This window comes from Nonomuraea sp. B208 (assembly GCF_057536035.1).
Map to the genome: position 1 here is coordinate 342,840 of NZ_BAAJOU010000033.1, position 26,535 is coordinate 369,374.

Consider the following 26,535-nt stretch of genomic DNA (forward strand, 5'->3'; position numbering starts at 1 on the left):
GGTCAGAGCAGGCGGGCGGAGAAGGAGACCCCTTCGACCGTCACCTTGCCGCCGGAGCACGACACCTTCGGCGCGTCCGTCCCAGGCACGACCACCGTCAGCAGGGACTTCGCCGCAGGCGAGACCACCACCGTGGCCGCCTGCCTCGACAGGTAGGTCGGCGACACCCAGCCGAGCTTCCCGCCGCGCTCCACCCGCTGCCCGCCCACCTTCGCGCACGACGGCGACAGCTGCAGCAGCGTGACCTTGAACTTGCCGTCGGCCAGCACGACCTTGCCGCCGCCGTTCGAGACGACCTTGAGCGACGGGGCGAACCGCCACAGGTTCCGCACCTGCTTGCCGCCCCCGGCGGTGTCGAGCACCGCCATCAGGTCCTCGCCGTGGTCGACCAGCACCGACCGCGTACGGCTCACGCCGTAGGCGTCGTCCGTCACCCGGAACGCCTGCCGGTCGTCGCCGAGCGAGGACTTCGTCAGCCGCGAGGAGGTGCGCGGCCGGAACTTCGCCCCGACCACCGTCGGCACGTTGTGCGCCTCGGGGGAGAGCGTCCAGTAGCGGTAGGCGCTCTTCTCGTAGGAGTGGAAGCCGGCGTCCACGAGGATGTCGCGGCCCTGCGCGTAGTAGGTGACGCCCAGGTGGTCCTCGTGGCCGTGGAACTTCATCCCCGGCCCGAACCTGATCGAGTAGTACGCCGAGTCCTGCTTGTCGAAGGCCGTCCGGCCGAACACGTAGCCGGCCCGGTAGACCTTGACCTTCTGCTTCGGCGTGCCGGTCTCCATCTTCGGCTCGGTCTCGGCGCTGCCGTCGCCGAGCGGCGCCATGTAGCCGTTCGGCATGGTGGCGTGCGCGATGAAGTCCTTCAGCGCCTCGGCGCGCTTGGCGATCTCGCCGGGGACCTTGCGGCCGCAGGACTTCATGTTCGTCATCGCGACCTGGAGGCGGCCGTAGACGTAGACGGCGTAGCGGGGCGCCTGCTCCATCAGCGCGCCCTGGGCGTCCACGTCCAGCTTGACGGTGCCGGTCAGGCGCCTGGACGCCAGGTCGGCCCAGTCCTTGCGGCCGTAGCGGCAGCCGATGCCCATGAGCGCGATGTCCTGGTCGATGCCGTGGTTGTGGCCCTTCTTGTACAGGGCCGGGTTCGCGAGGAGCTTGGCGTGCACGGCCAGGCTGTCCTTCAGCCAGGAGTCCTTGACGTGCTCGCTCAGGCACAGCAGCGGCTGGGTGCGCAGCGAGACCGGGTGGTCCTTCCAGACGTAGGGCTTCGTGCCGCGGGCGCCGTACTTGTTGTTCGCCACCCAGTCCTTGGCGAGCTCGGTCGCGCGGTCGAGGTAGCGCCGCTCGCCGGTGTTCTCGTACTCGACGACGAGCGTGCCGAGCCAGCGCAGCGACTGGAAGACGAACTCCCAGGAGCGGTTCTTGTACGGGCTCGCGCCCCAGTCGACCTTCTCACCCAGCTTGTACGCCGGCAGCCCCACCAGCGAGATCTCGCCGCCCATGACGTCCGCGGCGGTCGGCGTGCCGGGCAGCCAGTCGCCCTGGCACGCCGCGGTGCGCGCCACCTTGCCGTCCTGAGCCGCGTGCGCCGGTGCCCCGGCCAGGCCGCCGAGCGCGAGCGTGAGGGCAAGAGGGATCGCGAGGCGGCGCACGCCAGTTCCTTTCAGCACGAACCAGGACACACAAGCTTGAGGCGGGACATGCTTTCGCGTGCGCGATCATCCGGTCAAGCCGAGTGCCCGATTCGTTAACCGCCCGCTACGCCTTGGGGGTGGCGCTCTCGACCACCTCGAACGTCCACAACTCGGACCCGCTCGCGGCCGGACCCTGGCCGTGACCGTGCCCATGCCCCTGAGAGCCCTGGGCCTCGCCGGCGGCCCGCGCGTGACCGCGGGCGAACTCCTGGCTCTGCTGCCACGCCTCGAAGTCCGCCTCGCTCCGCCAGCGCGTGTAGACGAGGTAGCGCTCGGTCCCGTCCACCGGCCGCAGCAGCTCGAACCACTCGAACCCGTCCGCGGACTCCACCATCCCCGCCCGCCCGGCGAACCGCCGTTCGAGCTCCTCCCGCATGGCGGCCGGCACGGTCAGCACGTTGATCTTCACGACGGACATGGGAAACCCCTCTCGTCAGCGCACCTGCGCAGGTCAGGGGTCCAGGCTAACCCGTCGTACGTGAGCCGCGCGGGCCAGGTGAACGGACTCCCACGGCGGCGGCGATAGCCTGGACAGGTGCGTATAGCGAGGTTCTCCACAGGCGAAGGCGTGTCGTTCGGCGTGGTCGAAGGCGGTCCCGGCGAGGAGTTCATCTCCACCGTCGCCGGTCACCCGTTCAGCCAGGTGCAGTTCACCGGCGAGCGCCAGCCGCTCAGCCAGGTCAAGCTGCTGGCTCCGATGCTGCCGAGCAAGGTCGTCGCCATCGGCAGGAACTACGCCGAGCACGCCCAGGAGATGGGCAACGAGGTGCCGGAGGAGCCGCTCATCTTCATGAAGCCGTCCACCTCGGTGATCGGCCACGGCGAGCAGATCGCCTACCCGGTCCACCTGTCCGACCGCGTCGACTACGAGGGCGAGCTGGCCGTGGTCATCGGCCGGCTGTGCCGCGAGGTCCCGGTCGAGCGGGTCAAGGACGTCATCTTCGGCTACACCTGCGCCAACGATGTGACCGCGCGCGACCTGCAGAAGAAGGACGTGCAGTTCACCCGGGCCAAGAGCTTCGACACCTTCTGCCCGCTCGGGCCGTGGATCCAGACCGACCTCGACCCGAGCGACCTGGCCCTCACGACCACGGTCAACGGCGAGGTGCGCCAGAGCGGCCGCACCACCCAGCTCATCCACGACATCCCCGCGCTGGTCGCCTACGTCAGCGCGGTCATGACGCTCATCCCCGGCGACGTCATCCTGACCGGCACGCCGGCCGGCGTCGGCCCGCTCCAGGTCGGCGACGAGGTCAGCGTCGGCATCGAAGGCATCGGCACACTCACGAACAAGGTGGTCTCCCGTGACTGACGTACGGGTCAGGTTCGCCCCGTCCCCCACCGGCATGTTCCACGTCGGCGGCGCCCGCACGGCGCTGTTCAACTGGGCGCTGGCCGAGCAGTCCGGCGGCCGGTTCGTGCTGCGCGTCGAGGACACCGACGCCACGCGCAACCGCCCGGAGTGGACCGAGGGCATCATCTCCGCGCTCGACTGGATCGGTGTCAACGGCACCAACCCGGCCTTCGAGGGCCCCTACTTCCAGTCGGCGTACGAGCCGCAGCACCGCGAGGCCGTGGCCAAGCTGCTCGCCGACGGCCGCGCCTACTACTGCGACTGCACCCGCGAGGCGCTGGTCGCCCGCACCGGCTCCGAGCACCGCGGCTACGACGGCCACTGCCGCGAGCGCGGCCTGACCGAGGGCGCGGTCCGCTTCCGCACCCCCGACGAGGGCGTGACCATCGTGTCCGACCTCATCCGCGGCGACGTCGAGTTCCCCAACGAGGCCCAGGAGGACTTCGTCATCGCCCGCACCGACGGCTCGCCGCTCTACGTGCTGGCCAACGCGGTCGACGACATCACCCAGAACATCACCCACGTCGTACGCGGCGAGGAGCACCTGGGCAACGCGGCCAAGCAGATGCTGCTCTGGCCGGCCCTCGGCGCCAACCCGCCGGTGTGGGCGCACCTGCCGGTGATCGTCAACGAGCAGCGCAAGAAGCTGTCCAAGCGCCGCGACAAGGTGGCACTGGAGGACTACCGCGCCGAGGGCTACCTAGCCGAGGCCATGGTCAACTACCTCATGCTGCTCGGCTGGGGCCCCGGCGAGGACCGCGAGATCATGCCGTGGTCGGAGATGGTGCCGCTGTTCCGGCTCGAGGACGTCAACTCCTCCAGCGCGTTCTTCGACGAGAAGAAGCTGCGGGCCTTCAACGGCGAGTACATCCGGGCGCTGCCGCTGGAGACGTTCGAGGAGCGCTGCGCCCCCTACCTGGAGGACGGCTGGGACCGCGAGCTGTTCAGCAAGGTCGCGCCGCTCGCCCAGACGCGCATCGGGGTGCTGTCGGAGATCCGGCAGAACGTCGACTTCCTCTTCCTCGACGAGCCGGTGTTCGACCAGGCGTCCTGGGACAAGGCGATGAAGAACTCCCCGGTGGAGATCATCTCCGGCTACCTGGCGCGGCTGGAGCTGGTGAGCTGGGACCCCGAGTCGCTGAAGGAGGCTCTGGAGGAGGTCGGCGCGGCCCACGGGCTCAAGCTGGGCAAGGCCCAGGCGCCGGTGCGGGTGGCCGTCACCGGCCGCACGGTGGGCCTGCCGCTGTTCGAGTCGATCGAGGTGCTGGGCCGCGAGCGCACCCAGGACCGCCTGCGCGTCGCCCTGGCCCGCCTCGGCGCCGTCGGCGTCTGACGTGCCCGCCGGGGCGGCCCGCTCTCGTGGCGGGCCGCCCCGGCCGGGCCGTTCGTCAGTCCAGGCCGCGCCGCTTCAGCAGCGGCTCGATGCGCGGCTCGCGCCCCCGGAAGTTGCGGAAGGCGCTCAGCGGGTCGAGGCTGCCGCCCCGCGACAGCAGCTCGCGGCGGAAGTGCTCGCCGTTCTCCCTGCGCAGCCCGCCGTTCTCCTTGAACCACTCGACGCTCTCGGCGTCCAGCACCTCGCTCCAGATGTAGGAGTAGTAGCCGGCGCTGTAGCCGCCGGCGAAGATGTGCGCGAAGTAGTTGGTGCGGTAGCGCGGCCGCACCTGCGGCACGGCGATCCCGGCCCGCTCCAGCGCCGCCGCCTCGAACGCCTCGGCGTCCGCCACCTCCTCGCCCGGCGCGAGCCGGTGCCAGGCCCAGTCGAGCAGCGTGGCGGCGAGATATTCGACGGTCTTGAAGCCCTGGTTGAACGTCTCGGCCGCGGTCAGCTTCTCCACCAGCTCGGCCGGCATCGGCTCGCCCGTCTCGTGGTGCCTGGCGTAGTTGGCCAGCACCTCGGGCCAGGTCACCCACATCTCGTTGACCTGCGAGGGGTACTCGACGAAGTCGCGCGGCACCGAGGTGCCGGACACGCGCGGGAAGCGCACCTTCGAGAACAGGCCGTGCAGGGCGTGCCCGAACTCGTGGAAGGCGGTCGTGACCTCGTCGTAGGTGAGCAGCGTCGGCCCCGATGCGGGCTTGGTGACGTTGAGGTTGTTCAGCACCACCGGCCGCAGCCCGAACAGCAGCGACTGGTCCACCAGGTTGTTCATCCACGCCCCGCCGCGCTTGTTCGCCCGCGCGTACGGGTCCAGCAGGAACAGCCCGAGCGCGGAGCCGTCCTCCTCGAACACCTCGAACACCTTCACGTCCGGGTGGTAGCCGGCCAGGTCGGGCCGCTCGGAGAAGGTGACGCCGTACAGCTTGCCGGCCGCGAAGAAGATGCCGTCGCGGTAGACCCGCTCCAGCTCGAAGTACGGCCGCACCGCGCTGTCGTCGAAGTCGTAGCGGGCCTTGCGCACCTGCTCGGAGTAGTAGGGCCAGTCCCACGGCTCGATCGGGAACCCGGCCTGCTGGGCCAGCTCCTCGGCCTCCCGCCCGGCGTTGCGCACGGCCGGGCCGACGAGCTGGCCGAGCATCTCCTCGACCGCCTCGACGGTCTTGGCCGTCTGGTCGGCCACCACGTAGGAGGCGTGGTCGGGGAAGCCGAGCAGCGCCGCCCGCTCGGCGCGCAGCGCCGCCATCCTGGCCGCGATCGCGAAGTTGCCCGGCGCGCGGCCGACGCTCAGCTCGAACAGGCGGCGGCGCACGTCGCGGTTCGTGAGCTGGGAGAGCGCGGGCTGGGCGGTGAAGTTGAGCAGCGGCAGCGCGTACGTGCCGTCGTCCTGGCGCAGCGAGTCGATCCTGGCCTGGTCGAAGCCGTCCAGCTCGGCCGGGTCCTTGACCACCAGCGCGGCCTCGGTGGCCGCCTTGAGCAGCGCCTGCGCGAACTCGGTGGACAGCCGCGACAGCTCCTCGTTGAGCTCGCGCAGCCGGGCCTGCTCGGTCTCCGACAGGTCGGCGCCGGCCCTGATGAAGTCCTCGCGGTATTTCTGCAGCAGCCACGCCTCCTCCGGGTCGGAGGTGGTGACCTGCTTGATGCGCGCCCACAGCGCCCGGTTCAACCGGATGCTGTCGCTGTGCCGGGTCAGCTCGGGAGAGATCTCCTTCTCGATCTCCATGATGCCGTCGCTGGAGTTGGAGGAGGCGATGCTGAAGAAGGCCGTGGCCGTGCGGTCGAGGACGCGCCCCGACCGTTCGAGCGCGGCGATCGTGTCGTCGAACGTCGGCGGCTCGGTGCTGCCGGCGATCGCCTCGACCTCCGCCAGCTGCTCCGCCATGCCGCGCCGGAAGGCGGGCAGGTAGTGCTCCTCGCGGATCTCGGCGAAGGGCGGCAGCTCGTACGGCAGGTCACTGGGGGCGAAGAAGGGGTTCTCTGCCAAAGCTCGGGCTCCTCCACGTGGTGTTTTGTCCCCCACAGCTTGGCACGGCCACGCTCCCGCCGCGCCCGGCGGTCACCCCGTCCGGCAATCGTTTTGGTCTTACCCCCGGAGCTGGGCTATTCTTTCGGACGTCGCCAAGCGCGCTCCACGGAGCTCGTGACAGCGGTGGGGTATGGTGTAATTGGCAGCACGACTGATTCTGGTTCAGTTAGTCTAGGTTCGAGTCCTGGTACCCCAGCAAGGCGCCACCTGCGGCGGGAGTCTCATCGAGACCCCCGCTTTTTTGTTTTCCGACCGCGGGTCAGCGCGCCAGCTTGTCCAGGATGTCGGTGATCTGGCGGTAGTCCTCCGGGGTCGGGGCGTGGGAGGTGTCCACGGTGAAGACCTCGAACCGGTTGCCCGGCGTGGCCGCGTCCGCCTCCCTGATCATGCGGTCCTGGAGCGCGAGCGGGATGACCCGGTCACGGGAGTGCCGGATGTAGACGCGCGGCACCCGCCCCCAGGCGTCCGGGCGGCCACGGGAGTCCGCGCCGGACACCTGCAGGCTCTCGTCAGGCAGCAGTGTGTTCAGCATGGCCAGCAGCTCGCCGTCGGTCCCGCCGGCCATGTACGCGGCCTTGGCGGCCGCCAGGAACGCCGGGTCGTTCGTCCGCCAGTTCACCCGGATCGCGCCCAGCTCGCGGGGGTCGCCGACGATCGCGCCGAGCACGCTGCCCGCCAGGCTGCCGGCGTTCTCCGGCGTCTCCATGTACTCCGCCGGGGAACGCAGCTCCGTGCAGCAGAAGGAGGCGTCGTAGACCAGCAGGTCGACCAGGTCGGGCACGGCGTCGGCGGCCTTCGTCACGGTGGAGCCGCCGAGGCTGCCGCCCACCAGCACCACCCGGCCGTGCCGGGCGGCCCGGCGTACGGTGTCCACCGTGGCCGCCACGTAGTCGTCGAGCGTCACCCGCGCCACCGGCGAGGGCAGCGCCGCCAGCACCGCAAGATCCTGGGGTGCCTGGTAGGCGACGTGGAACTGCTCGGCGGGGCCGTGCCCCGGCAGGCTCACGCCCACCGAGCGGTGCCCGCGCAGGGTCAGCTCGGCGTCGGCGGAGGCCACGCCGTTCGAGCCGGTCACGAAGACGAACGTGGTCACCTCCCTGCCCCGCCGGGGCGGCCCGCCCGTCATGGCGGCCGCCTGGACGCCGAGCGCGCCCGCGGCCGTGGCCAGCTGGATCGTCTTCCTTCGTGTGGGATCGCTCATGCCCCCGATCGTCGCCCGCGCGGACCCGGCGCCGCTTCGCCCGGCCGGCTCCGCGATCGGTGGAGGCCGCGTATCCACCGATCGGTGGATGCCGTGCCAGGCTGGAGGGCATGAGCCGGCTCGACGGGCGCGAACGGTGGGTCTTCCTGGGGCTCGCGTACGCGTTGCTCGCGACCTCCGCGACCGCCGCCGCCCTCACGGGCACGAACGGCGGCGACGCGGGGTGGCCCGTGCTCGCCGTGGCCGCCGCCGTGTGGGTCGCGCCGCTCGCCTGGCTGCACCCGCGCCGCGACCGGCGTCGCGTGCTCGTCGTGGGCCACTACCTCGTCCTCGTGGCCCTCGCCGGAGCGCTGACGGCCGCGCACGCCGCCTTCGCGGTGTTCGCCGCGATCGGCTATCCGCTCGCCCTCGCGCTGCTCCCGTCCCGGCTGGTGATGGCCGGGGTGACGGTCACCGCCGTCGTCGTCGTGGCCGCCCAGGCGGCCCCCGGCGACCGCGCCGCGCTGCTCACCGTGATCGCCGGCGTCGCCCTGCCCCTGGCCGTCGCCGGCTGGTACGTCGCCGCCGAGCACGACCAGCGCCGCCGCCTCGTCGTACGCCTGCGCGCCGCCATGGACGAGAACGCCTCCCTGCACGCCAGGCTGCTCGACCAGGCCAGGCACGCGGGCGTACGCGACGAGCGGCACCGGGTGGCCGGCGAGCTGCACGACACCCTGACCCAGGACCTCGTCGCGCTGATCCGCCAGCTCGACGCCGCCGCCGGCGCCACCGGCGAGGAGGCCGGCCGCCACCTCGGCCAGGCCGCCACGCTGGCCCGGCGCGGGCTGGCCGAGGCCCGCCGGTCGGTGAACGCGCTGCGTCCCGGCCCGCTGGAACGGTCGAGCCTGCCGGAGGCGCTGGAACGCATGGCCGCGTCCTGGTCGCGGATGTCGGGGGTGCCGCTGGCCTGCGAGGTCACCGGATGGCCGGTCGCGCTGTCCGCCGACCTGGAGGCCACCCTGTTCCGCGTCGCCCAGGAGGCTCTGGCGAACGTCGCCAAGCATGCGGAAGCCACCAGGGCGGCTCTGACCCTGTCGTACACGGACGATCTCGTGCTCCTGGACATCCGGGATGACGGAGCCGGGTTCGATCCGCAGGCGGCCACTGACGGCTTCGGGCTCGACGGCATGCGGCAGCGGGTCCGGGCCGCCGGCGGCACCCTGGAGATCGAGTCACGGCCGGGCGCGGGCACCGCGATCGCGGCCGCCGTCCCAGCTCTGTCCGTCGCCCGCCACCGTTCCCCCGGCCCGGCCGATGAGACGATGGCGGGCGGAGGGGAGGACTCATGACGCCACCCGTGCGGGTGCTGGTCGCCGACGACCACCCCATCGTGCGCGACGGCCTGCGCGCCGCCCTCGGCCCCGGCTCCGGCGTGGAGCTCGCGGGCGAGGCCGCCGACGGGGAGCAGGCCGTGCGCCTGGCCGCCGAGCTGCGTCCCGACGTCGTGCTGATGGACCTGCGCATGCCCGGCCTGGGCGGCGTCGCCGCCATCAGGCGCATCGCCGGCACCGGCCCCCGGGTGCTGGTGCTGACCACGTTCGACACCGACGTGCTGCCCGCGCTGGAGGCGGGCGCCCACGGCTACCTGCTCAAGGACGCCCCGTCCGGCGAGCTGGTCCGCGCGGTGCTGGCCGTCCACCGGGGCGAGACCGTGATCGCGCCCGCCGTCGCCGGCCGGCTGGCCGAGCAGGTACGCAGACCGTCCAGAGGCGCCCTGAGCAGGCGCGAGCTGGAGGTGCTGCGGCTGGTGGCCGGGGGAGCGACCAACAAGGAGGCGGCGGCCGCACTGTTCATCAGCGAGGCCAGCGTCAAGACGCACCTGCTGCACGTGTACGCCAAGCTCGACGTCCGCGACCGGGCCGCCGCCGTGAGCGAGGGCTACCGGCGCGGCCTGCTCACCGCCTGACCGCCGGTAAGGGCGTACGGAGCGCTGTTAAGCGGTTTGGTTGTGGTCTGCGGGGTGCGGTAGAGTTACCTGCGTCGCCGGGGAGATCCGGCGACGAAAGCTTGTGGACAGGGTCCCGTCGTCTAGTGGCCCAGGACGCCGCCCTCTCAAGGCGGTAGCGCCGGTTCGAATCCGGTCGGGACTACCACTGGTCACAAGCTCGCGAAGGTCCCGTCGTCTAGTGGCCCAGGACGCCGCCCTCTCAAGGCGGTAGCGCCGGTTCGAATCCGGTCGGGACTACGTCTGCTCCATCAACGCTCCGGCGCCTCTGGCCCGGAGCGTTTCGCGTTTCACGAGGCCGTACCGCGAGAGGAAAGCCCCCACCGCGAACGGCGGGGGCTTTCCGTGGCGTCACACCGAGCGGGCCTTGAACAGCGCCCGCCGGGCCGCCTTCGCGATCTGCTTGTCCGGGTGGACCTGGGAGATGAGGTCCAGCAGCTCCTCGACGTGCGCGTGCGGGATCTTCCAGATGACCTCGAGCAGCTCGGTGACCATCTCGGGGCCGATGTCCTGGAGGCTGCTCACGAACTCCGACCGGCCGAGCCCGGCCGAGATCGTCCACATGTCGAGAATGAGCCAGTGGGTGTCGTCCTGCGTCGGCTCGGGAGCGCCCTCGACCTTGAGCTGGCTGAGGTGCGTGGCCGCGTAGGGCCGCAGCGACGGCTGCTTGAGCGCCTCCTGCCAGGCGGGGAGCGCGGCCTCGCCCAGCGTGCCGACGACGCTGGCCGCCTGCACCCGGATGAGCGCGTCGCTCTCGTCCTCGGCCGCGGCCTCCAGCAGCTCCTCGGCGGCCTTGGCCGGCTCGCGCAGCCGCATCCAGGCGGCGAACTCGGCGTCGGCCTCCTCCTCGGGCAGCTCGGCGCTGAGCGCCAGCAGCTCGTGGGCGCTCATCGACTCGATGGCGGGCCGGGCGTCCACCTCGATGTCGGCGTCGTCCACCAGGTGGACGACGCCCTCGGTGCCGAGCGGCGTGAGCTTGAGCGTGCGGCCCTCGACCTCCACCATGCCGTAGCCGACCAGCCAGTCGACGGCGGGGGCGAGCGGGTCGCCGGCGGCCTCCCAGGCGTCGGCGCCGAGCTCCTCGTCCAGCTCGGCGGCGGCCTCGGACAGCTCGCGCGCCAGCTCGTCGAGGTCGCGCGAGCCGCCGGCCAGCAGCAGCCTGACCAGCACGCCGCGGGTCAGACCGGCCAGCGCCATGGTCAGGTCGTCGTCGGACAGCTCGGGGTCGCCGTAGTCGACCGAGTGGAGCCCGAGCATCCAGGCGTCGAGGACGTCCTCGTCGTCGTCGAACGGCCACTCGGCCGTGTCGTCCTGGACCGCGACCGTGTTGCCCTCGCCCGGCTCCAGGAACTCGAGGTCCACGGCGAGGTTCCAGATGTTCCACAGGTAGGGCACGGCCTCGGCGATCGGGCCCTCGACCTCGGGCCTGGGCAGCCCGACGGCGGCCAGCGCCTCCTCCACCTCGGCGTCGCTGAGCAGGGTGTCCTCGCCCACGCGGCGGCCGGAGCCGACCCAGAGGGCCAGGTCGCGGGCCTTGGCGATGAGCGGGGCCCGCCGGGCGGCCGCGGCCAGCTCGGAGTCGGGCCGCAGCCGGATCGTGTCGAGGTCGGCGAGCTCGTCGGCGAACGGCTCGAAGTCGCCGAGGTCGCCGGTCTCCTCCTCGCCGTCCGCCTCGTCGGCGTCGTCGCCGTCCTCGACGAGCTCGTCCATGAGCTCGACGAACTCGTCCTCGACGTCGTCGAGCTCGGCCTGCAGATCGGCGAGGGAGTCGGAGCGCTTGGTCAGCCTGCCGGTCTGCGAGAGGAACGTGAGGTAGGCGTCCACGGCCGGGAGCATCCCGTCGGCGGCGGCGTCGGGATCCTCCACCACCTCCGGCATGCGGTCGAGCAGCAGGTTGCGCAGGTCGGCGCGCTTCCAGGTGCCGGGGTCCGGCGAGAAGGCGAGACGGTGCCACAGGGCGGCGGGCCCCACGAGCTCGGGGTCGCTGTCGGGCGCGTTGACGCGCGCCCACATGATGAACTCTTCGAGCAGGGGTCGCAGCTCAGTGGCGGCTACCTCGATGCGATCTGTCACGCACTCAGGCTAGTGCGCTCCCGACGTTGACGGCTCCCGAAATACATCCTTTTGCTGATCATGACGTGCGCCGCATGGCCTCGGTGATGCGCTCGGCGGCGGCCATGACCGGCACCGCGTGCAGCCGGCCGGGGGCCCGGGTCAGCCGTTCGATGGGGCCGGAGACCGACACGGCCGCGATCACCTTGCCGCCGCTGCCCCTTATGGGCGCCGAGACGCTCGCCACACCCTGCTCGCGCTCGCCGACGCTGTGGGCCCAGCCGCGCCGCCGTACGGAGGCCAGGGTCGCGGCGGTGAACTTGGCGCCGCGCAGGCCGCGGTGCAGCCGGTCGGGCTCCTCCCAGGCGAGCAGGATCTGGGCCGCCGAGCCGGCCGTCATGGGCAGCGCCGAGCCGACCGGGACGGTGTCGCGCAGGCCGCTGGCCCGCTCGGCCGCGGCCACGCAGACCCGCTCATCGCCCTGCCGGCGGTAAAGTTGCGCACTCTCCCCGGTCAGGTCCCTGAGCTGCATGAGGACGGGGGAGGCCACGGCGAGCAGCCGGTCCTCGCCGGCGGCGGTGGACAACTCCGACAGCCGCGGCCCCAGCACGAAACGGCCCTGTGTGTCCCGGCTGACGATGCGGTGATGCTCCAGTGCGACGGCCAGACGGTGGGCCGTGGGGCGGGCCAGACCGGTGGCCTGGACGAGCTGCGCCAGTGAAGCGGGTCCCGCTTCTAGGGCATTGAGTACAAGAACGGCCTTGTCGAGTACTCCGACTCCGCTAGAGTTGTCCATGTACCGATACTGCAGTCTCGACATATGAGAAGGCAAGTCGGAGGCAAACTCCCGCAAATATGCACCGGGACCCGGAGCGGCAGACGGGGGCGGGCCTTGAGCGGGCGATGCGACGGCGCATCGCGAAGACACAGGAGGAGATCATGGGCCGCACACTGGCCGAGAAGGTCTGGGAGCAGCACGTCGTGAGGCGTGCCGAGGGCGAACCTGACCTGCTCTACATCGACCTGCACCTCATTCACGAGGTGACCAGTCCGCAGGCGTTCGACGGGCTCCGCCTCGCCGGCCGCAAGGTGCGCCGCCCCGACCTCACCATCGCCACCGAGGACCACAACGTGCCGACCGTGCTCGGCCCGATCTCCGACCCCGTGTCCAAGACGCAGGTCGAGACGCTGCGCAAGAACGCCGCCGAGTTCGGCATCCGGCTGCACCCGATGGGCGACGCCGGGCAGGGCGTGGTGCACATCATCGGCCCGCAGTTCGGCCTGACCCAGCCGGGCATGACGATCGTCTGCGGCGACTCGCACACCTCCACGCACGGCGCGTTCGGCGGCATCGCCTTCGGCATCGGCACCTCCGAGGTCGAGCACGTGCTCGCCACCCAGACGCTGCCCGCCTACCGGCCGAAGACGATGGCCGTCGAGGTCAGCGGCGAGCTGCCCGCCGGCGTCACCGCCAAGGACCTGATCCTGGCCATCATCGCCAAGATCGGCACCGGCGGCGGCCAGGGCCACATCATCGAGTACCGCGGCGAGGCCGTGCGCAAGCTCTCCATGGAGGGCCGCATGACCGTCTGCAACATGTCGATCGAGGCCGGCGCGCGGGCGGGCATGATCGCCCCCGACGAGACCACGTTCGCCTATCTCAAGGGCCGCCCGCACGCGCCCGAGGGCGAGGCGTGGGACCAGGCCGTCGCGTACTGGAAGTCGCTGCGCACCGACGACGACGCCGTCTTCGACCAGGTCGTGGAGATCGACGCGACGACGCTGACCCCGTACGTCACGTGGGGCACCAACCCCGGCCAGGGCCTGCCGCTGGGCGAGTCCGTCCCGAGCCCCGAGTCCTTCGCCGACCCGGTCGCGCGGGCCGCCGCCGAGCGGGCGCTGGAGTACATGGGCCTGTCGGCCGGCACGCCGCTGCGTGAGATCGAGGTCGACACCGTCTTCGTCGGCTCGTGCACCAACGGCCGCATCGAGGACCTGCGCTCGGCCGCCGAGATCCTGAAGGGCCGCCAGGTCAAGACCCGCACGCTCATCGTGCCCGGCTCGATGCTGGTCAAGCTCCAGGCCGAGCAGGAGGGCCTGCACGAGGTGTTCAAGGCCGCGGGCGCCGAGTGGCGCGAGGCCGGCTGCTCGATGTGCCTCGGCATGAACCCCGACACGCTCCAGCCGGGCGAGCGCAGCGCCTCGACCTCCAACCGCAACTTCGAGGGCCGCCAGGGCAAGGGTGGCCGCACCCACCTGGTGTCGCCGCAGGTCGCCGCCGCGACCGCGGTCACCGGCCGCCTGACCGCCCCCGCCGACCTGTAAGGAGTCACGACCGATGGAAGCCTTCACCACCCACACCGGTACGGCGGTGCCGCTGCGCCGCAGCAACGTCGACACCGACCAGATCATCCCGGCCGTCTGGCTCAAGCAGGTCAGCCGCACCGGCTTCGAGAAGGGCCTGTTCGCCGCCTGGCGCGAGGACCCCACGTTCGTGCTGAACGACCCCGCCTACGAGGGCGGCTCGATCCTCGTCTCCGGCCCCGACTTCGGCACCGGCTCCTCCCGCGAGCACGCGGTGTGGGCCCTGCAGCAGTACGGGTTCCGCGCCGTGATCGCCGCCCGCTTCGGCGACATCTTCCGCAACAACTCCACCAAGATGGGCCTGCTGCCGGTCGTCCTGCCCGGCGACAAGGTCGAGGCCCTGCAGGCCGCCGTCGAGGCGGACCCCAAGCTGGAGATCACCGTTGACCTGGCCGAACGCCAGGTCCGCTGGGCGGACGAGGTCGTCGCGTTCGAGATCGACGACTACACCCGCTGGCGGCTGATGGAGGGCCTGGACGACATCGGACTGACCCTGCGTCACGCCGAGGACATCACGGCGTACGAGAATGGTCGGCAGCCATGGCTGCCGACGACCGTCTAGAGGACGACGAACTGGCGCGGCGGTTGCGCGAGGCGCACCGCCGCGTCCGCCTGCTGCCCGCCGCCGATCCCGCCGTGGACAAGGCGCGGCTGGCCCGCCGCTATCTCGCCATCTGCGACCTCGCCAAGCGTGACCCCGAGCGGGCGGCGGCCCGGCTGGAGGCGTTCCTGTCCGCGCTCGACACGCCACGTAATGACGAAAACACCGTCGGTGATTGAGTTCCCCCGCGATCCCGCCTACTTTCGACTCGCGTAAGGGGTTTCTACGTCGAACTCGTGTGCTGGAACCCTGACCATAACTGGGGGAGCAGGACTTTCATGAACAAGCGAGAACTCGTCGAGGCCATTTCGGACCGGGTGGGCGACAAGAGGACGGCCACCGAGGCCGTGAACGCGGTCATCGACACCATCCAGAAGGCCGTGGCGAGCGGCGACAAGGTCTCGATCACGGGCTTCGGCGCGTTCGAGATGGTGAACAAGCCGGCGCGCACGGCCAGGAACCCGTCGACGGGTGCCGAGATCAACGTCGCGGAGAGCTGGGCTCCCAAGTTCCGCCCCGGTTCGGAGTTCAAGGACCTCGTGAACGAGGGCGGCAAGAAGAGCGGCAAGAAGAAGTAGCCGCAGCAGATCGTCAGCGGACCGTCACGCCCGGGCTCCTCGCCCGGGCGTCGCGCGTTGTGCGGCCTTCTAGGGCAGCGGGAACGTGGACAGCGTGATGTACGTGACCCGCTCCCCGGTCAGCGCCAGGTTGACCCGCTGCCCGGTGCGCAGCAGCCGCAGCGGGCCCGCGTCGAAGGCGGGGGCGTCGAACTCCAGCACGGTCCCGTCGTCAAGGAAGACCGTGCCCGACCTGGTGGCCTCGTCGAAGCTGCGTACCGTGCCCTGCACGCCACCAGCGTAATCCGTGCGCCGGGGGCGCGGCGAGCGGTCAGGCCCCGGAGCCCGGCCACAGCGCGGCGACCAGCGCCGCCGTGTGCGGCCCCAGCCCCAGCGCGATCGCCGCCGCCAGGTCGGCGGGGGTGTCCACGTCGCGCCGGACCGAGTCGATGCCCGGCACGCACAGCTCCTTCGCGCCGCCCGCCAGGTGCCTGGCCCGCGACTCCCCGCCGAAGCGCGGCGTGAACGGCACCCCCGGCCGTACCCCGTAGAACGTGGTGCCGACGTCGAGCGCGTCGGGCACGAACGCCTGGTCGAACTCGGCCGCCGCCTCCAGCGCCGTCGCCAGCTCGGCCGGCCGCAGCGCCGGCAGGTCGGCCTGCAGCGCCCCCACCGCCTCGCCCGGCGCGACGGTCACGGCGTGCGCGGCGCCCGTGCGGAGCGCGGTGTTCAGCCCGCGGTCGGGGTCGTGCACCACCTCCGCGCCCAGCGCCGCGAGCGGGCCCGCCGCCGCGGGATCGGCGGTCACCACGATCACCCGCGCCACCGCCGGGCAGGACAACGCGGCCGCCACGGTGTCGCTCGCCACCGCCACGGCGAACCTCGTGCGGTGCGGTCCCGTCGCGTCGGCCAGCCGGGTCTTCGCGGCGACCAGCGTCTTGACCGGAATGACCAGGGACCACCGAGAGCTCATACCCTTAAGCATCGCGCCTCGACATCCTCGGCGGGCAACCGGGAGACTTGGGGCGCATACCCGAGGAGGAGTCCATGAGCCGCCGCACGCGACCGTCGCGTTTCTGGGAGACCCTGGCAGTCGTCGTCGTGAAACCACTCTCCCGGCTCCTGGTCAAGCGGGACTGGCGGCACGGCGAGCGCCTCCCGCGCACCGGCGGCATCATCATCGCGGCCAACCACCTCTCCTGGACGGACCCCGTCCTGCTCGCGCACTTCCTCTTCAACAACGGGCGCTGGCCGGTCGTCCTCGCCAAGTCCGCGCTGTTCCGTGTCCCTCTGCTTCGCCAGGCCCTGATCGGGCTGCTGGCCATCCCCGTCGAACGCGGCAGCGCCGAGGCCGCGCGCTCGCTGCGGATCTCCTCCGAACGGCTCCAGGACGGCTGCGCGATCCTGTTCTATCCCGAGGGCACCTGCACCCGTGACCCCGCCCTCTGGCCGATGGTGGGCAAGACCGGCGCGGCCCGGCTGGCGCTGGAGAGCGGCGTCCCGGTCATCCCGATCGCCCACTGGGGGGCGCACGAGCTGCTGCCGTACGGCGAGAAGAAGCCGCGGCTCTTCCCCCGCAAGACCTTCCGCGTGTCGGTGGGCCCGCCGGTCGACCTGTCCGCATACGCCGGTCGGCCGCCGCAGGGCGACGTCCTGCGCGAGGCCACGGCCGACATCATGGCGGCGATCACCGCGCAGCTCGCCGAGCTGCGCGGCGAGAAGGCCCCCGAGTCCCCCTACGACCCCGCGAGGCGGTGACCGCATGACGAGAGTCGCCGTGTTCGGCCCCGGCTCGTGGGGCACCACGTTCGCGATGATCCTCGCGGAGGCGGGCAACGAGGTCACGCTGTGGGGGCGCAGGCCCGAGCAGATGGAGGCCATCGAGCGCACCCACGAGAACGCCGACTACCTCCCCGGCATCCCCCTGCCGCCCACGCTGCGCGCCACCACCGACCCCGAGCGGGCCCTCGACGGCGCCGACTTCGTGGTGCTGTGCGTGCCTTCGCAGACCCTGCGGGCCAACCTGGCCGCCTGGCGCGAGCACATCCCGCGCGGAGCGGTCCTGGTCAGCCTCATGAAGGGCATCGAGCTCGGCACCACCAAGCGGATGAGCGAGGTGATCCGCGAGGTGGCCGAGGTGCCGGAGGAGCGGGTGGCCGTCGTCTCCGGCCCCAACCTGGCCAAGGAGATCGCCCAGCGCCAGCCCGCCGCCACCGTCGTGGCCTGCGCCGACGAGTCCGTCGCCGAGAAACTGCAGGCGATCTGCCACCTGCCGCCGTGGTTCCGCCCGTACACCAACCCCGACGTCGTCGGCGTCGAGCTGGGCGGCGCGGTCAAGAACGTCATCGCGCTCGCCGTCGGCGTCTCGGCCGGCATGGGCATGGGCGACAACGTCAGCGCCATGCTCATCACCCGTGGGCTGGCCGAGATGCAGCGGCTCGGCGCGGCCCTGGGCGCCGACCCGCACACCTTCGCCGGGCTCGCCGGCATGGGCGACCTCGTCGCCACCTGCAACTCGCCGCTGTCGCGCAACCGCACCTTCGGCGAGAACCTCGGGCGTGGCATGACCCTCGCCGAGGTGGTCGCCGCCACCAGGCAGACCGCCGAGGGCGTCAAGTCCTGCGAGTCGGTGCTGGCGCTCGCCCGCAAGCACGACGTCGAGATGCCGATCACCGAGGTCGTGGTCGGGGTGGTGCACGACGGCATGTCGCCGGCCGAGGCCGGCATGCTGCTCATGTCGCGCTCGCCCAAACCGGAGCGGTACGGCGTCTGACCGGGCGCGCCGTGCGCCGGGGCTGACTCGCTGTACAGGGGACACCCCGGTAGATTCGGACACCATGAGCAAGCCACGCGTCGCCGTCGTTTTCGGAGGTCGCAATTCCGAGCATGCCGTGTCCCTGATGGGCGCGGGCAGCGTGCTGGATGTGATCGACAGGAGCAAGTACGAGGTGATCCCGATCGGGATCGCCCAGGACGGCAGGTGGGTGCTGGCCTCGTCCGACCAGCGGTTCGCCATCGAGGAGGGCGAGCTGCCGGTCGTCGACACCTCGGGGGCGGCGCTCGCGCTGCCCTCCGGCGGCAGCTCCCTCGTGGCCTACGACCCCGGCGCCATCCCCGTCGAGCTCGGGACGGTCGACGTGGTGTTCCCCGTGATGCACGGCCCGTTCGCCGAGGACGGCACCATCCAGGGCCTCCTGGAGATGGCCGGCGTCCGCTATGTCGGCTCCGGCGTGCTGGCCAGCGCCGTCGGCATGGACAAGGCGTACATGAAGACCGTCCTCGCCGCGGTCGGGCTGCCGACCGGCGAGTTCGTCGCCGTACGCGACCGCGACTGGCGGCTCAACCGCGAGCTGGTGCTCAAGGAGGCCGAGGAGCGGCTCGGCTACCCGGTCTTCGTCAAGCCCGCACGGGCCGGCTCCTCCCAGGGCATCTCCAAGGCCGCCGACCGGGCCCAGCTCGAACAGGCCGTGGAGTTCGCCCGGCAGCACGACCCCAAGGTGCTCATCGAGGCCGCCATCGAGGGCCGCGAGATCGAGTGCGCGGTGCTGGAGTCGCCCGGCGACGAGCCGGCCGCGGCGTCCGTGCCCGGCGAGGTCAAGGTCGAGGGCGGGCAGGAGTTCTTCGACTTCGAGGCCAAGTACTACCCCGACCAGATGTCGCTCACCGTCCCCGCCGACATCCCCGCCGAGACGGCCGAGGAGCTGCGGGCCCTCGCGGTGCGGGCGTTCGAGGCGCTCGACTGCGAAGGGCTCTCGCGGGTCGACTTCTTCTACACGCCCGACGGGCGGCTGATACTCAACGAGATCAACACCATGCCGGGCTTCACCTCGCTGTCGGTGGCGCCGCAGCTCTGGGCCGCCACCGGGGTGCCGTACGCGGAGCTCGTGGACCGGCTCATCCAGCTCGCGCTCAACCGGCCGGCCGGGCTGCGATGAGCGCTATCCCGCCATCCGGCCCACCGGGCCGGACAGCTCGGCGAGCACGTCGCCGGGCGTGTGGCCGCCGCCGATCGTGACCTCCACGTACGCGGTGTCCGTCACGGCGGTGTACAACGCGGGCCGCTCGGGGTCGGCGAACCAGCCGACGCCGTTGATCTCCTGGAGCTGGTCCGTCGGCGCCATCCGCACCGGGCGGGGCACGCCGCAGCGCAGCGCGATCGCGCCGTCCCCCCAGACGGCGACGTACGGCGAAGGCGGCTCCGACGTGCCGCGCTCGGCCCCGTCGAGGGAAGCGGGCAGCAGCGTGGCCAGCTTGTCGCAGGCGGCGACCGCCGGGCCCGCGGGCACCGGCGGCTCCACCTGGACGGTGCCGCCGCAACCGGCGAGCGCTAGGAGAACGAGCAGGACGGCGGCGGCACGCATGCGACGACTACCTTCGGAACGGGACGGCTCAGATGTGGACGATCGGACACGTCAGCGTACGCGTGATCCCTTCCACCGCCTGAATCTGGGCCACCACCAGCTTGCCCAGCTCGTCCACGTTACGGGCCTCCGCGCGGACGATCACGTCGTAGGGACCGGTCACGTCCTCCGCCTGCGTCACACCGGGGATCCCGGAGATCTCCCCGGCCACTGCGGCGGCCTTGCCGACCTCGGTCTGAATAAGGATGTAGGCCTGCACCATCACGTCCTCCCGGGCGATTGGATCACGCCGAAGGGCCACCGTACCCTGTGTGCGTCAGGAGGTGCGTCATCACAGTCGGGGATCTCGGCGAATTCGGCGTGGTAAATCGTATTACCGGCCGTCTTCCCCAGGGAGCGGCAGTAATGCTGGGTCCGGGGGACGACGCGGCGCTCGTCGCCGCCCCCGACGGGCGGGTCGTGGTCTCCACCGATCTGCTGCTGGAGGGCCGGCACTTCCGGCGCGACTGGTCCAGCCCGTACGACGTGGGCCGCAAGGCCGCCGCCCAGAACCTCGCCGACGTCGCCGCCATGGGCGCTGCCCCGACCGCGCTGGTGATCGGCCTCGGCATCCCCGCCGACCTGCCCGTGACCTGGCTGGACGGGCTGACCGACGGCTTTCGCGACGAGTGCGCGGTCGTCGGCGCGAGCGTGGCCGGGGGCGACGTGACCCGGTGCGACCTGGTGGTCCTCGGGGTCACCGCGCTGGGCGACCTGGGCGGGCGGGCCCCCGTCCGGCGGGACGGCGCACGGCCGGGGCAGGTCGTGGCGGTGGCGGGGCGGCTCGGGCACGCGGCGGCCGGGCTCGCGCTGCTCGACGCCGGGGTGCCGGCCCGTACCGAGGCGCTGGAACGGGCGGTGGCGGCGCACCGACGGCCCTGCCCGCCGTACGAGGAGGGGCCGCGCGCCGCCGAGCTGGGCGCGAGCGCGATGCTGGACGTCAGCGACGGGCTGCTGCAGGACCTCGGGCACGTGGCCACGGCGAGCGGGGTGCGGATCGAGCTGGATCCGCAGGCGTTCACGGTGGGCGAGCCGGTGCTGGCGGCGGCCAAGGAGCTGGGAGCCGATCCCTTGGAATGGGTGCTCACGGGTGGCGAGGATCACGCGCTCGCGGCGGTCTTTCCCGCCGGGGTGCGGTTGCCCGCGGAGTGGCAGGTCGTGGGGCGGGTGGTCGAAGGTGAAGGGATTCTCGTGTACGGGCGAGAAATGGGACGTGGCGGCTGGGATCACTTTCGGTGATGATCTGTCCCGATTTTTGGGATATTTTCCCGGTTTGAGGTACGACTAGTGGGATTGCTGTGACAACGGCGTAGCAAAGGTGTTATGAAGATTGGCGGCCAACTGTAACCGGCAGAAAGGGCAGCCATGGGCCGCCACGGCACAGGTGGATCCGACGACGGGGATGAACGGGGGAGCAGTAGCGCATTCTGGGGTCCTGACGAGGAGGCCGAGCCGCCAGGCTGGCCGTCCCTGCCGGACCGGCCCGAGGTCACGGGGCAGTGGGCCCCGATGCGGCGCCGCGAGGGCGAGCCGCCGCGCGGGCCGGGGGCCGAGCCGTTCGAGGTCACCGGAGCTTTCGCGCTGCCCACCGACTCCGCCGGCGGACCCGCGAGTGCCTTCCCGCCGCCCCCTGGCGACCAGGCCGGCCCCTTCGAGGTGACGGGCGCCTTCGCCCGCCCCGCAGATTGGGACGCCCCCTCTCCCGGCACCCCCACGGGCCCCGGCACCTCCACGGGCCCCGGCACCTCCAGCGGCCCCGGCACCCCCGCTTTCCCTGGCGACCCTGCCTCCGGCTCCGGCTTCCCCGGCAACCCGACCTCCGGCCCTGGAACCCCCGGTTCCGGCCGCCCCGGCGACCCCGCCTTCGGGCCTGGAGCCCCTGGTTCCGCCTTCCCCGGCGACCCCGCTTCCGGCCCTCGGCCCGGCGGCTCCGGCTTCCCCGGCGATCCCGCCTCCGGCCCTCGCCCCGCCGGCTCCGGCTTCCCCGGCGATCCCGCCGGCTCCCGTGGCCCTGGGGCCGGCCTGCCTGGCGATCCCGCCGGCGGTCCGCGGACTCCGGGCGGAGCCGCCTCGTTCGGCGGGCCCGCCACGGGTGACTTCGACGTGCCTGGGCCGGTCGACAGGGCTCCGGGACGTGGCGAAGGCCCCCGGCCCGGTGGCGGCTTCTTCGACGCCCCCGCCGAGCGCACCGCCGCATTCCCCGGCCCGTCCGGCCCGCAGGACGCCCAGAGCGGCGGCCCCTTCGGCCCCGGCCCGTTCGGCGCCCCCACCGGCCCCGGCGGCACCGGCCCCGGCGGTGCCGGCCCCGGCGGCACCGGCCCCTTCGACCGGCCCGGCGGCACTGGCCCCTTCGACCAGGTCGGCGGCCCCGGCTCCGGTCGGCCTGGCGGAACCGGCCCCTTCGACCAGGTCGGCGGTCCTGGCTCTGCCGACCGATCCGGCGGCACCGGCCCCTTCGACCGGCCCGGTGGCACCGGCCCGTTCGACCAGCCCACCGGGACTGGTCCTTTCGGCCAGCCGAGTGGGACCGGCCCCTTTGACCAGCCCGGCGCGACCGGGCCGGGGAGTGACCCCTTCGCGCGGCCGATGCGCGGTGAAGGGTTCTTCGACGACCAGGAAGGGCAGGCCGGAGGCGCGTTCGACGGCCCGGCCGACCGTACCGCCAGGTTCGACGCGCCCCCTGCGGGCCCGCCCATGCCTGGCGACATCAAGGTGGCCGGCGAGCCCACGGCGGCGGTCAGGACCCCGGCGTGGGCGGAGGCCGAGACCGGCTTCCTCACCTCCGGCTGGTCCGCCGACTCGGGCCTCGACGACCTCGACGACCAGGACGAGCCCAAGGGCCGCCGCGGCCGCCGCAAGGACCGCGACGGCGACAAGGACCGTGACAAGGGCAGCGACAGCGGCCGGGGCAGGGGCGACGACCTGGCCGCCCCGTCGTCGTCCGGCGGCGGCAAGGGCCGCATGGCGTTGCTGTCCGTCGCCGCCGTGGCCGTGGTGCTCGGCGGCACGGTGGCGGGCGTGAAGCTGATGAGCTCCGGCGACCCGGCCAAGTGCGAGGGCGCGACCTGCGCGGCCGTACAGAAGACCCCGGCCGCCCCCGGCCCCTCCGTCGCCGACCCGGCGGCGGAGGAAGAGGAGAGCGAGCCCGAGGAGGAGCCGACGGCGGACGAGGAGAAGACCACGCCGTCCGGCCGCCCGACGCCCACCGCCTCGTACGTCGCCCGCGCCCCCCGCCGCACCACCTCGCCCACGCCGAAGCCCACCAGGACCAGGGTGAAGGCGTCCGCGCAGCCGACCAAGCGGGTGACGGAGGAGCCGACGGGCGCGGAGGAGAGCGACACGCTCACCCCCAACCCGAACCCCGAGCCCTCCTCCGACGGCGGCGCGACCGAGGCCCCCTCGCAGCCGACTCCGGTCGACACCGACCGCCCCGGCCCGTTCGGGCAGGGCGGCGCCGCCGGCGGCTCGATCAACGTCCAGCAGACGATCAAGCAGCGTGTCGGCTCCTACTCGGCGAGCCTCAAGGTCGCGAACACCTCGACACGGGCGCTGGCCGCCCCCACGGTCTCGGTGCCGGTCGAGGGCAAGGTGCTGAGCGTGCGCGGCGCGACCTGGACGCAGGACGGAGACCTGCTGATCCTGGACGTGCCGAGCACCCTGGCGGCCGGTGACTCGGCGGAGGTCACGTTCACCGCGACGGGCAAGGGCGAGCAGGCGGAGACCTGCGGCATGGTCAGCGGGGAGTGCGCCGTCACCTGACCGGGTCAAATGGTTGGATGGGGGACATGACGGTTTCGACCCCTCCACGCGTGCTCACCGTCGCCGGCTCCGACTCCGGGGGAGGCGCGGGCATCCAGGCCGACCTGAAGACCATGATGGCCATGGGCGTCCATGGCATGAGCGTCATCGCGGCGGTGACCGCGCAGAACTCGCTCGGCGTCCAGGGCTACTGGGAGCTGCCGCCCGAGGCCGTACGGGCGCAGCTCGACTCCGTGCTCGGCGACATCGGCACGCAGGCGGTCAAGACCGGCATGCTGGCCTCGCCCGTCCTGGTCGAGGTGGTCGCCGAAGTCCTCGGCCGGTACGGCGCGCCGGTCGTCGTCGACCCCGTCGGGGTGTCCAAGCACGGCGATTCACTGCTCGCGGAGGAGGCCGTGGAGACGATGCGCACCCGGCTGCTCCCGGTGGCCACGGTGGCGACGCCGAACCTGTGGGAGGTCGAGCAGCTCACCTCGGTCAAGGTCGAGGACGAGAACGGCCTGCGCCGCGCGGCCGACGCCGTCCTCGCGCTGGGCCCCAAATGGGCACTGATCAAGGGCGGCCACCTGCCGGGCGCGCCGGTGGACCTGCTGACCGACGGCGCCGAGGAGCACCGCTTCGCCGCCGAGCGTCACGACAACCGCCACACTCACGGCACCGGATGCACGCTGGCCTCGGCCATCGCCTCCCGCCTCGCGCTGGGCGACGACGTGCCGGAGGCGGTGCGGGCGGCCAAGGAGTACGTGACCGGCGCCATCGCCCACGGCTTCCCCCTGGGCAAGGGCATCGGCCCCGTGGACCACGCCTGGCGCTGGCGCTGACCCGCCGCCGCAACGCGGGCGAAGGCCCAACGACGGGCCCAATGACGGATCCATTGAAGGGCCAACGACGAACCCAACGACGGGGACGCCTGCGCGCGCCTGACGGCGGGTCTGGCCGCGCGGGCCCGGACGACGGGCCTAACGACGGGCACAACGACGGGGACGCCTGCGCGCGCCTGACGGCGGGTCTGGCCGCGCGGGCCCGGACGACGGGCCTAACGACGGGCACAACGACGGGGACGCCTGCGCGCGCCTGACGGCGGGTCCGGCGGCGTGGGCCCGGACGTCGGGCCCGGCCAAGGGTCCGGCCAAGGGCCCGTGGGCATGACAAAGGCCCGCTGCTCCCGAAAGGGCGGCGGGCCTTCGCGCGGTGAAAGAACTTAGCGGGTGACCTTGCCCGCCTTGATGCACGAGGTGCACACGTTCAGCTTCTTCGGCGTGCCGCCGACGACCGCGCGCACCGTCTGGATGTTGGGGTTCCAACGACGGCGGGTGCGGCGGTGGGAGTGGGACACGTTGTTACCGAAGGTCGGCCCCTTGCGGCAGACATCGCAGACGGAAGCCACGGTATCGCTCCTTAAAACAGTCGATGTAGCCCTGTCCGCTGATGCTTTCCGGGCGGAGGGCATGCCGGGACAACCGGCCAGCCAGACGAGAATATCCGATCCATACCGCTGGGCGCGAACTGGAGCACTGGCCGGGAGACTCGATCAACCCGGCACGGAGATATTCTCCATCGACAACGGTAGCGCACGCGGGAGCACGGAGGCGCCGGATGGAGATCCTCGACCCGCCCGCGGTGCGCCGCTGGGCGCGGCTGGCGGCCGACGCGCTCGGCCGGGCCAGGACGGACATCGACGCGCTCAACGTGTTCCCGGTGGCCGACGGCGACACCGGCACCAACCTGCACCTGACCCTGCTGTCCGCGGCCGAGGCCGTCGAGTCCCTGCCCGACGACGTGGACGTGGCCGTGGTGTGGCAGACGCTGTCGTACGGCGCCCTGGTGGGCGCGCGGGGCAACTCCGGCGTGATCGTCAGCCAGGCCCTGCGCGGCCTGGCCGAGGTGCTGAAGGACGGCCACGACCTGCGGGCCGCGCTGCACCGGGCCGCCGCGCTGGCCAGGGAGGCCGTGGCCAGGCCCGTGGAGGGCACGGTGCTGAGCGTGCTGGAGTCGGCCGCGCTGGCCGTACAGGAGCTGGACGGCGACCTGGCCGAGGTGGCGCGGCGCGCGGCGGGCGAGGCCAGGGCGGCGCTCGGGCGCACCACGCGCCAGCTCGACGTGCTGGCCCGCAGCGGCGTCGTGGACGCGGGCGGCGCCGGTGCGGCGATCGTCCTGGAGACCCTGGCCGCGGTCGTCACCGGCTCCTACGACGGCCACTACGACGTGCCCGCCCCCGCAGCCCGGCTCAAGCCGATGACCGAGGCCGGGGGAGGCTACGAGGTGATGTACCTGCTGGACGCCGACGACGACGCCGTGGCGGCGCTGCGCGCGGAGCTGGACGCGATGGGCGACTCGCTGGTCGTGGTCGGCGGCGACGGCCTCTGGAACGTGCACGTCCACGTGCCGGAGGCCGGCCCCGCCGTGGAGGCGGGGGTGCGGGCGGGGCGGCCGCACCGGATCCGGATCACCTATCTGGCCGAGCGTGCCCGCCACGCCGAGGCGGGCCGGGGCGTGGTGGCCGTGGCCGCGGGCGACGGCATCGCCGCGCTGTTCGAGGAGTGCGGAGCCGTCGTGGTGCGCCGCGAGCCCGGCTCGCGGCCGCCGCTGCCCGCCCTGCTGGCGGCGATCCGCCAGGCGGGCAGCGAGGTCGTGGTCCTGCCCAACGACGAGGGCGTCGGCGACGTGGCCGCCGCGGCGGCCGAGATCGCCCGTCAGGACGGGCAGGCGGTCAGCGTGCTGCCCACGCGGGCGACCGTGCAGGGCCTCGCCGCGCTGGCCGTGCACGATCCGCTGCGCCGCTTCGCCGACGACGTGGTGGCGATGGCGGACGCGGCCGGCCAGACCCGCTGCGGCCACGTGACGGTGGCCGGCGAGGAGGCGTTCACCAGCGCCGGGGTGTGCCGCCCCGGCGACGTGCTCGGCCTCATCGAGGGCGACGTGGCGGTGATCGGCGGCGGGCTCGATCAGGTGGCGGCGCTGGTCGTGGACCGCCTGGTGGCGGCCGGCGGCGAGCTGGTCACCCTGATCACGGGCGCCGGCGCCCCGCCGGGCCTCGCCGAGGGCGTGGAGGAGCACCTGCGGCTCACCCGCCCGGACGTCGACCTCGCCGTGTACGCGGGCGGCCAGGGCGGCTACCCCCTGCTGATCGGCGTCGAGTGACGCGCCGGGCGATGGCGGGATTCCTGTCGGCCG

The 26,535-nt window shown here is 72.6% G+C and carries 26 protein-coding genes and 3 tRNA genes; 18 read left to right on the forward strand and 11 right to left on the reverse strand.

Annotated elements, in window-relative coordinates:
* Positions 1 to 2 precede the first annotated feature (2 nt).
* Positions 3 to 1,646: a heparinase II/III domain-containing protein gene (locus AC27IY_RS46965; RefSeq protein WP_487181898.1), complete on the reverse strand. Its 1,644-nt coding sequence runs from the start codon at positions 1,644 to 1,646 to the stop codon at positions 3 to 5.
* Positions 1,647 to 1,752: 106 nt separating this feature from the next.
* Positions 1,753 to 2,106: an antibiotic biosynthesis monooxygenase family protein gene (locus tag AC27IY_RS46970; protein ID WP_423475413.1), complete on the reverse strand. Its 354-nt coding sequence runs from the start codon at positions 2,104 to 2,106 to the stop codon at positions 1,753 to 1,755.
* Positions 2,107 to 2,223: 117 nt separating this feature from the next.
* On the opposite strand from AC27IY_RS46970, the gene AC27IY_RS46975 reads away from it, so the two are divergent.
* Positions 2,224 to 3,000 carry a fumarylacetoacetate hydrolase family protein gene (locus tag AC27IY_RS46975; RefSeq protein ID WP_344206472.1) on the forward strand — a complete coding sequence of 259 codons (777 nt, stop codon included), beginning with the start codon at positions 2,224 to 2,226 and terminating at the stop codon, positions 2,998 to 3,000.
* A gap of 34 nt (positions 3,001 to 3,034) precedes the next feature.
* A complete protein-coding gene (gene gltX / locus AC27IY_RS46980; protein ID WP_423446679.1) occupies positions 3,035 to 4,375 on the forward strand; it encodes a glutamate--tRNA ligase in 1,341 nt (446 codons plus the stop codon).
* A 55-nt stretch (positions 4,376 to 4,430) separates the two neighbouring features.
* Here gltX and AC27IY_RS46985 read toward each other — a convergent pair whose 3' ends face one another.
* The gene (locus tag AC27IY_RS46985) at positions 4,431 to 6,401 is read right to left on the reverse strand and encodes a M3 family metallopeptidase (protein WP_487181899.1); all 1,971 of its coding nucleotides are present in this window, start codon (positions 6,399 to 6,401) and stop codon (positions 4,431 to 4,433) included.
* A gap of 166 nt (positions 6,402 to 6,567) precedes the next feature.
* On the opposite strand from AC27IY_RS46985, the gene AC27IY_RS46990 reads away from it, so the two are divergent.
* Positions 6,568 to 6,639, forward strand: a tRNA-Gln gene (locus tag AC27IY_RS46990).
* A 63-nt stretch (positions 6,640 to 6,702) separates the two neighbouring features.
* Here AC27IY_RS46990 and AC27IY_RS46995 read toward each other — a convergent pair.
* Positions 6,703 to 7,644, reverse strand: coding sequence for an alpha/beta fold hydrolase (locus AC27IY_RS46995; protein WP_487181900.1), 942 nt, complete (start codon positions 7,642 to 7,644; stop codon positions 6,703 to 6,705).
* 110 nt (positions 7,645 to 7,754) lie between these two features.
* On the opposite strand from AC27IY_RS46995, the gene AC27IY_RS47000 reads away from it, so the two are divergent.
* The 4 genes from AC27IY_RS47000 (at position 7,755) to AC27IY_RS47015 (ending at position 9,868) form a co-directional block, all read left to right on the forward strand.
* Positions 7,755 to 8,972 (forward strand): sensor histidine kinase, encoded by a 1,218-nt coding sequence (locus AC27IY_RS47000; protein ID WP_423475409.1) that lies wholly within the window; start codon positions 7,755 to 7,757, stop codon positions 8,970 to 8,972.
* Entirely contained in the window at positions 8,969 to 9,589 is a 621-nt protein-coding gene (locus tag AC27IY_RS47005) for a response regulator (protein ID WP_423475407.1), read from the forward strand. The genes AC27IY_RS47000 and AC27IY_RS47005 overlap by 4 nt, the downstream gene beginning before the upstream one ends.
* Positions 9,590 to 9,700: 111 nt before the next feature.
* Positions 9,701 to 9,776: transfer RNA gene (locus AC27IY_RS47010), tRNA-Glu, on the forward strand.
* Between the two features lie 19 nt (positions 9,777 to 9,795).
* Positions 9,796 to 9,868: transfer RNA gene (locus AC27IY_RS47015), tRNA-Glu, on the forward strand.
* A gap of 111 nt (positions 9,869 to 9,979) precedes the next feature.
* Here the strand turns inward: AC27IY_RS47015 and AC27IY_RS47020 are convergent.
* Together AC27IY_RS47020 and AC27IY_RS47025 are read right to left on the reverse strand one after the other, a co-directional pair.
* Positions 9,980 to 11,701 carry a hypothetical protein gene (locus tag AC27IY_RS47020; protein WP_423475406.1) on the reverse strand — a complete coding sequence of 574 codons (1,722 nt, stop codon included), beginning with the start codon at positions 11,699 to 11,701 and terminating at the stop codon, positions 9,980 to 9,982.
* Between the two features lie 58 nt (positions 11,702 to 11,759).
* Positions 11,760 to 12,476: an IclR family transcriptional regulator gene (locus AC27IY_RS47025; protein WP_020543978.1), complete on the reverse strand. Its 717-nt coding sequence runs from the start codon at positions 12,474 to 12,476 to the stop codon at positions 11,760 to 11,762.
* A 143-nt stretch (positions 12,477 to 12,619) separates the two neighbouring features.
* On the opposite strand from AC27IY_RS47025, the gene leuC reads away from it, so the two are divergent.
* The 4 genes from leuC to AC27IY_RS47045 all read left to right on the forward strand — a co-directional run bounded on the left by leuC (position 12,620) and on the right by AC27IY_RS47045 (position 15,223).
* Positions 12,620 to 14,005 (forward strand): 3-isopropylmalate dehydratase large subunit, encoded by a 1,386-nt coding sequence (gene leuC, locus AC27IY_RS47030; protein ID WP_344206479.1) that lies wholly within the window; start codon positions 12,620 to 12,622, stop codon positions 14,003 to 14,005.
* A gap of 13 nt (positions 14,006 to 14,018) precedes the next feature.
* Positions 14,019 to 14,606, forward strand: a complete 588-nt coding sequence (gene leuD / locus AC27IY_RS47035) for a 3-isopropylmalate dehydratase small subunit (RefSeq protein ID WP_344206480.1) — start codon at positions 14,019 to 14,021, stop codon at positions 14,604 to 14,606.
* A complete protein-coding gene (locus AC27IY_RS47040; protein ID WP_329590566.1) occupies positions 14,585 to 14,824 on the forward strand; it encodes an SCO5555 family protein in 240 nt (79 codons plus the stop codon). Before leuD ends, AC27IY_RS47040 begins: the two co-directional genes overlap by 22 nt.
* A 99-nt stretch (positions 14,825 to 14,923) precedes the next feature.
* The gene (locus AC27IY_RS47045) at positions 14,924 to 15,223 is read left to right on the forward strand and encodes an HU family DNA-binding protein (protein ID WP_020543974.1); all 300 of its coding nucleotides are present in this window, start codon (positions 14,924 to 14,926) and stop codon (positions 15,221 to 15,223) included.
* A 69-nt stretch (positions 15,224 to 15,292) separates the two neighbouring features.
* Here the strand turns inward: AC27IY_RS47045 and AC27IY_RS47050 are convergent, their stop codons facing one another.
* Both AC27IY_RS47050 and cofC read right to left on the reverse strand, forming a co-directional pair.
* Positions 15,293 to 15,493, reverse strand: a complete 201-nt coding sequence (locus tag AC27IY_RS47050) for a hypothetical protein (protein WP_344206481.1) — start codon at positions 15,491 to 15,493, stop codon at positions 15,293 to 15,295.
* A gap of 40 nt (positions 15,494 to 15,533) precedes the next feature.
* Complete coding sequence (gene cofC, locus AC27IY_RS47055) at positions 15,534 to 16,175, reverse strand: 2-phospho-L-lactate guanylyltransferase (RefSeq protein ID WP_423475404.1); 642 nt, start codon at positions 16,173 to 16,175, stop codon at positions 15,534 to 15,536.
* 74 nt (positions 16,176 to 16,249) lie between these two features.
* Between cofC and AC27IY_RS47060 the strand changes: the two genes are divergently transcribed.
* The 3 genes from AC27IY_RS47060 to AC27IY_RS47070 all read left to right on the forward strand — a co-directional run bounded on the left by AC27IY_RS47060 (position 16,250) and on the right by AC27IY_RS47070 (position 19,137).
* On the forward strand, positions 16,250 to 16,960 hold the full coding sequence (locus tag AC27IY_RS47060; RefSeq protein ID WP_423475402.1) for a lysophospholipid acyltransferase family protein: 711 nt from the start codon (positions 16,250 to 16,252) through the stop codon (positions 16,958 to 16,960).
* Between the two features lie 4 nt (positions 16,961 to 16,964).
* Positions 16,965 to 17,975 carry an NAD(P)H-dependent glycerol-3-phosphate dehydrogenase gene (locus AC27IY_RS47065; RefSeq protein WP_344206484.1) on the forward strand — a complete coding sequence of 337 codons (1,011 nt, stop codon included), beginning with the start codon at positions 16,965 to 16,967 and terminating at the stop codon, positions 17,973 to 17,975.
* Positions 17,976 to 18,039: 64 nt separating this feature from the next.
* Positions 18,040 to 19,137: a D-alanine--D-alanine ligase family protein gene (locus AC27IY_RS47070; RefSeq protein WP_487181901.1), complete on the forward strand. Its 1,098-nt coding sequence runs from the start codon at positions 18,040 to 18,042 to the stop codon at positions 19,135 to 19,137.
* A gap of 3 nt (positions 19,138 to 19,140) precedes the next feature.
* Here the strand turns inward: AC27IY_RS47070 and AC27IY_RS47075 are convergent, their stop codons facing one another.
* Both AC27IY_RS47075 and AC27IY_RS47080 read right to left on the reverse strand, forming a co-directional pair.
* On the reverse strand, positions 19,141 to 19,563 hold the full coding sequence (locus AC27IY_RS47075; protein ID WP_344206486.1) for a DUF3515 domain-containing protein: 423 nt from the start codon (positions 19,561 to 19,563) through the stop codon (positions 19,141 to 19,143).
* A 28-nt stretch (positions 19,564 to 19,591) separates the two neighbouring features.
* Positions 19,592 to 19,825 (reverse strand): Lrp/AsnC family transcriptional regulator, encoded by a 234-nt coding sequence (locus AC27IY_RS47080; protein ID WP_242379215.1) that lies wholly within the window; start codon positions 19,823 to 19,825, stop codon positions 19,592 to 19,594.
* 47 nt (positions 19,826 to 19,872) lie between these two features.
* Between AC27IY_RS47080 and AC27IY_RS47085 the strand changes: the two genes are divergently transcribed.
* From AC27IY_RS47085 to thiD, 3 genes are all read left to right on the forward strand, one after another.
* A complete protein-coding gene (locus AC27IY_RS47085) occupies positions 19,873 to 20,841 on the forward strand; it encodes a thiamine-phosphate kinase (RefSeq protein ID WP_423475401.1) in 969 nt (322 codons plus the stop codon).
* Between the two features lie 270 nt (positions 20,842 to 21,111).
* On the forward strand, positions 21,112 to 23,361 hold the full coding sequence (locus tag AC27IY_RS47090) for a flagellar basal body-associated FliL family protein (protein ID WP_487181902.1): 2,250 nt from the start codon (positions 21,112 to 21,114) through the stop codon (positions 23,359 to 23,361).
* A 17-nt stretch (positions 23,362 to 23,378) separates the two neighbouring features.
* Positions 23,379 to 24,182 (forward strand): bifunctional hydroxymethylpyrimidine kinase/phosphomethylpyrimidine kinase, encoded by an 804-nt coding sequence (thiD, locus tag AC27IY_RS47095; RefSeq protein WP_449953504.1) that lies wholly within the window; start codon positions 23,379 to 23,381, stop codon positions 24,180 to 24,182.
* Between the two features lie 380 nt (positions 24,183 to 24,562).
* Here the strand turns inward: thiD and rpmB are convergent, their stop codons facing one another.
* Entirely contained in the window at positions 24,563 to 24,748 is a 186-nt protein-coding gene (gene rpmB / locus AC27IY_RS47100; protein ID WP_043618345.1) for a 50S ribosomal protein L28, read from the reverse strand.
* A gap of 209 nt (positions 24,749 to 24,957) precedes the next feature.
* On the opposite strand from rpmB, the gene AC27IY_RS47105 reads away from it, so the two are divergent.
* On the forward strand, positions 24,958 to 26,502 hold the full coding sequence (locus AC27IY_RS47105) for a DAK2 domain-containing protein (protein ID WP_487181903.1): 1,545 nt from the start codon (positions 24,958 to 24,960) through the stop codon (positions 26,500 to 26,502).
* Positions 26,503 to 26,535: the final 33 nt, after the last annotated feature.

Coding starts and splice junctions, on each gene's coding strand:
- AC27IY_RS47060 (WP_423475402.1), top strand. CDS start 16,250: ATGAGCCGCCGCACGCGACCGTCGCGTTTCTGGGAGACCCTGGCAGTC.
- AC27IY_RS46995 (WP_487181900.1), bottom strand. CDS start 7,644: ATGAGCGATCCCACACGAAGGAAGACGATCCAGCTGGCCACGGCCGCG.
- leuD (WP_344206480.1), top strand. CDS start 14,019: ATGGAAGCCTTCACCACCCACACCGGTACGGCGGTGCCGCTGCGCCGC.
- AC27IY_RS47005 (WP_423475407.1), top strand. CDS start 8,969: ATGACGCCACCCGTGCGGGTGCTGGTCGCCGACGACCACCCCATCGTG.
- AC27IY_RS47040 (WP_329590566.1), top strand. CDS start 14,585: ATGGCTGCCGACGACCGTCTAGAGGACGACGAACTGGCGCGGCGGTTG.
- AC27IY_RS47045 (WP_020543974.1), top strand. CDS start 14,924: ATGAACAAGCGAGAACTCGTCGAGGCCATTTCGGACCGGGTGGGCGAC.
- AC27IY_RS47065 (WP_344206484.1), top strand. CDS start 16,965: ATGACGAGAGTCGCCGTGTTCGGCCCCGGCTCGTGGGGCACCACGTTC.
- AC27IY_RS47000 (WP_423475409.1), top strand. CDS start 7,755: ATGAGCCGGCTCGACGGGCGCGAACGGTGGGTCTTCCTGGGGCTCGCG.
- leuC (WP_344206479.1), top strand. CDS start 12,620: ATGGGCCGCACACTGGCCGAGAAGGTCTGGGAGCAGCACGTCGTGAGG.
- AC27IY_RS46970 (WP_423475413.1), bottom strand. CDS start 2,106: ATGTCCGTCGTGAAGATCAACGTGCTGACCGTGCCGGCCGCCATGCGG.
- AC27IY_RS47090 (WP_487181902.1), top strand. CDS start 21,112: ATGCGGCGCCGCGAGGGCGAGCCGCCGCGCGGGCCGGGGGCCGAGCCG.
- AC27IY_RS47070 (WP_487181901.1), top strand. CDS start 18,040: ATGAGCAAGCCACGCGTCGCCGTCGTTTTCGGAGGTCGCAATTCCGAG.
- AC27IY_RS47075 (WP_344206486.1), bottom strand. CDS start 19,563: ATGCGTGCCGCCGCCGTCCTGCTCGTTCTCCTAGCGCTCGCCGGTTGC.
- AC27IY_RS47025 (WP_020543978.1), bottom strand. CDS start 12,476: ATGGACAACTCTAGCGGAGTCGGAGTACTCGACAAGGCCGTTCTTGTA.
- gltX (WP_423446679.1), top strand. CDS start 3,035: ATGTTCCACGTCGGCGGCGCCCGCACGGCGCTGTTCAACTGGGCGCTG.
- AC27IY_RS47105 (WP_487181903.1), top strand. CDS start 24,958: ATGGAGATCCTCGACCCGCCCGCGGTGCGCCGCTGGGCGCGGCTGGCG.
- cofC (WP_423475404.1), bottom strand. CDS start 16,175: ATGAGCTCTCGGTGGTCCCTGGTCATTCCGGTCAAGACGCTGGTCGCC.
- AC27IY_RS47080 (WP_242379215.1), bottom strand. CDS start 19,825: ATGGTGCAGGCCTACATCCTTATTCAGACCGAGGTCGGCAAGGCCGCC.
- thiD (WP_449953504.1), top strand. CDS start 23,379: ATGGGGGACATGACGGTTTCGACCCCTCCACGCGTGCTCACCGTCGCC.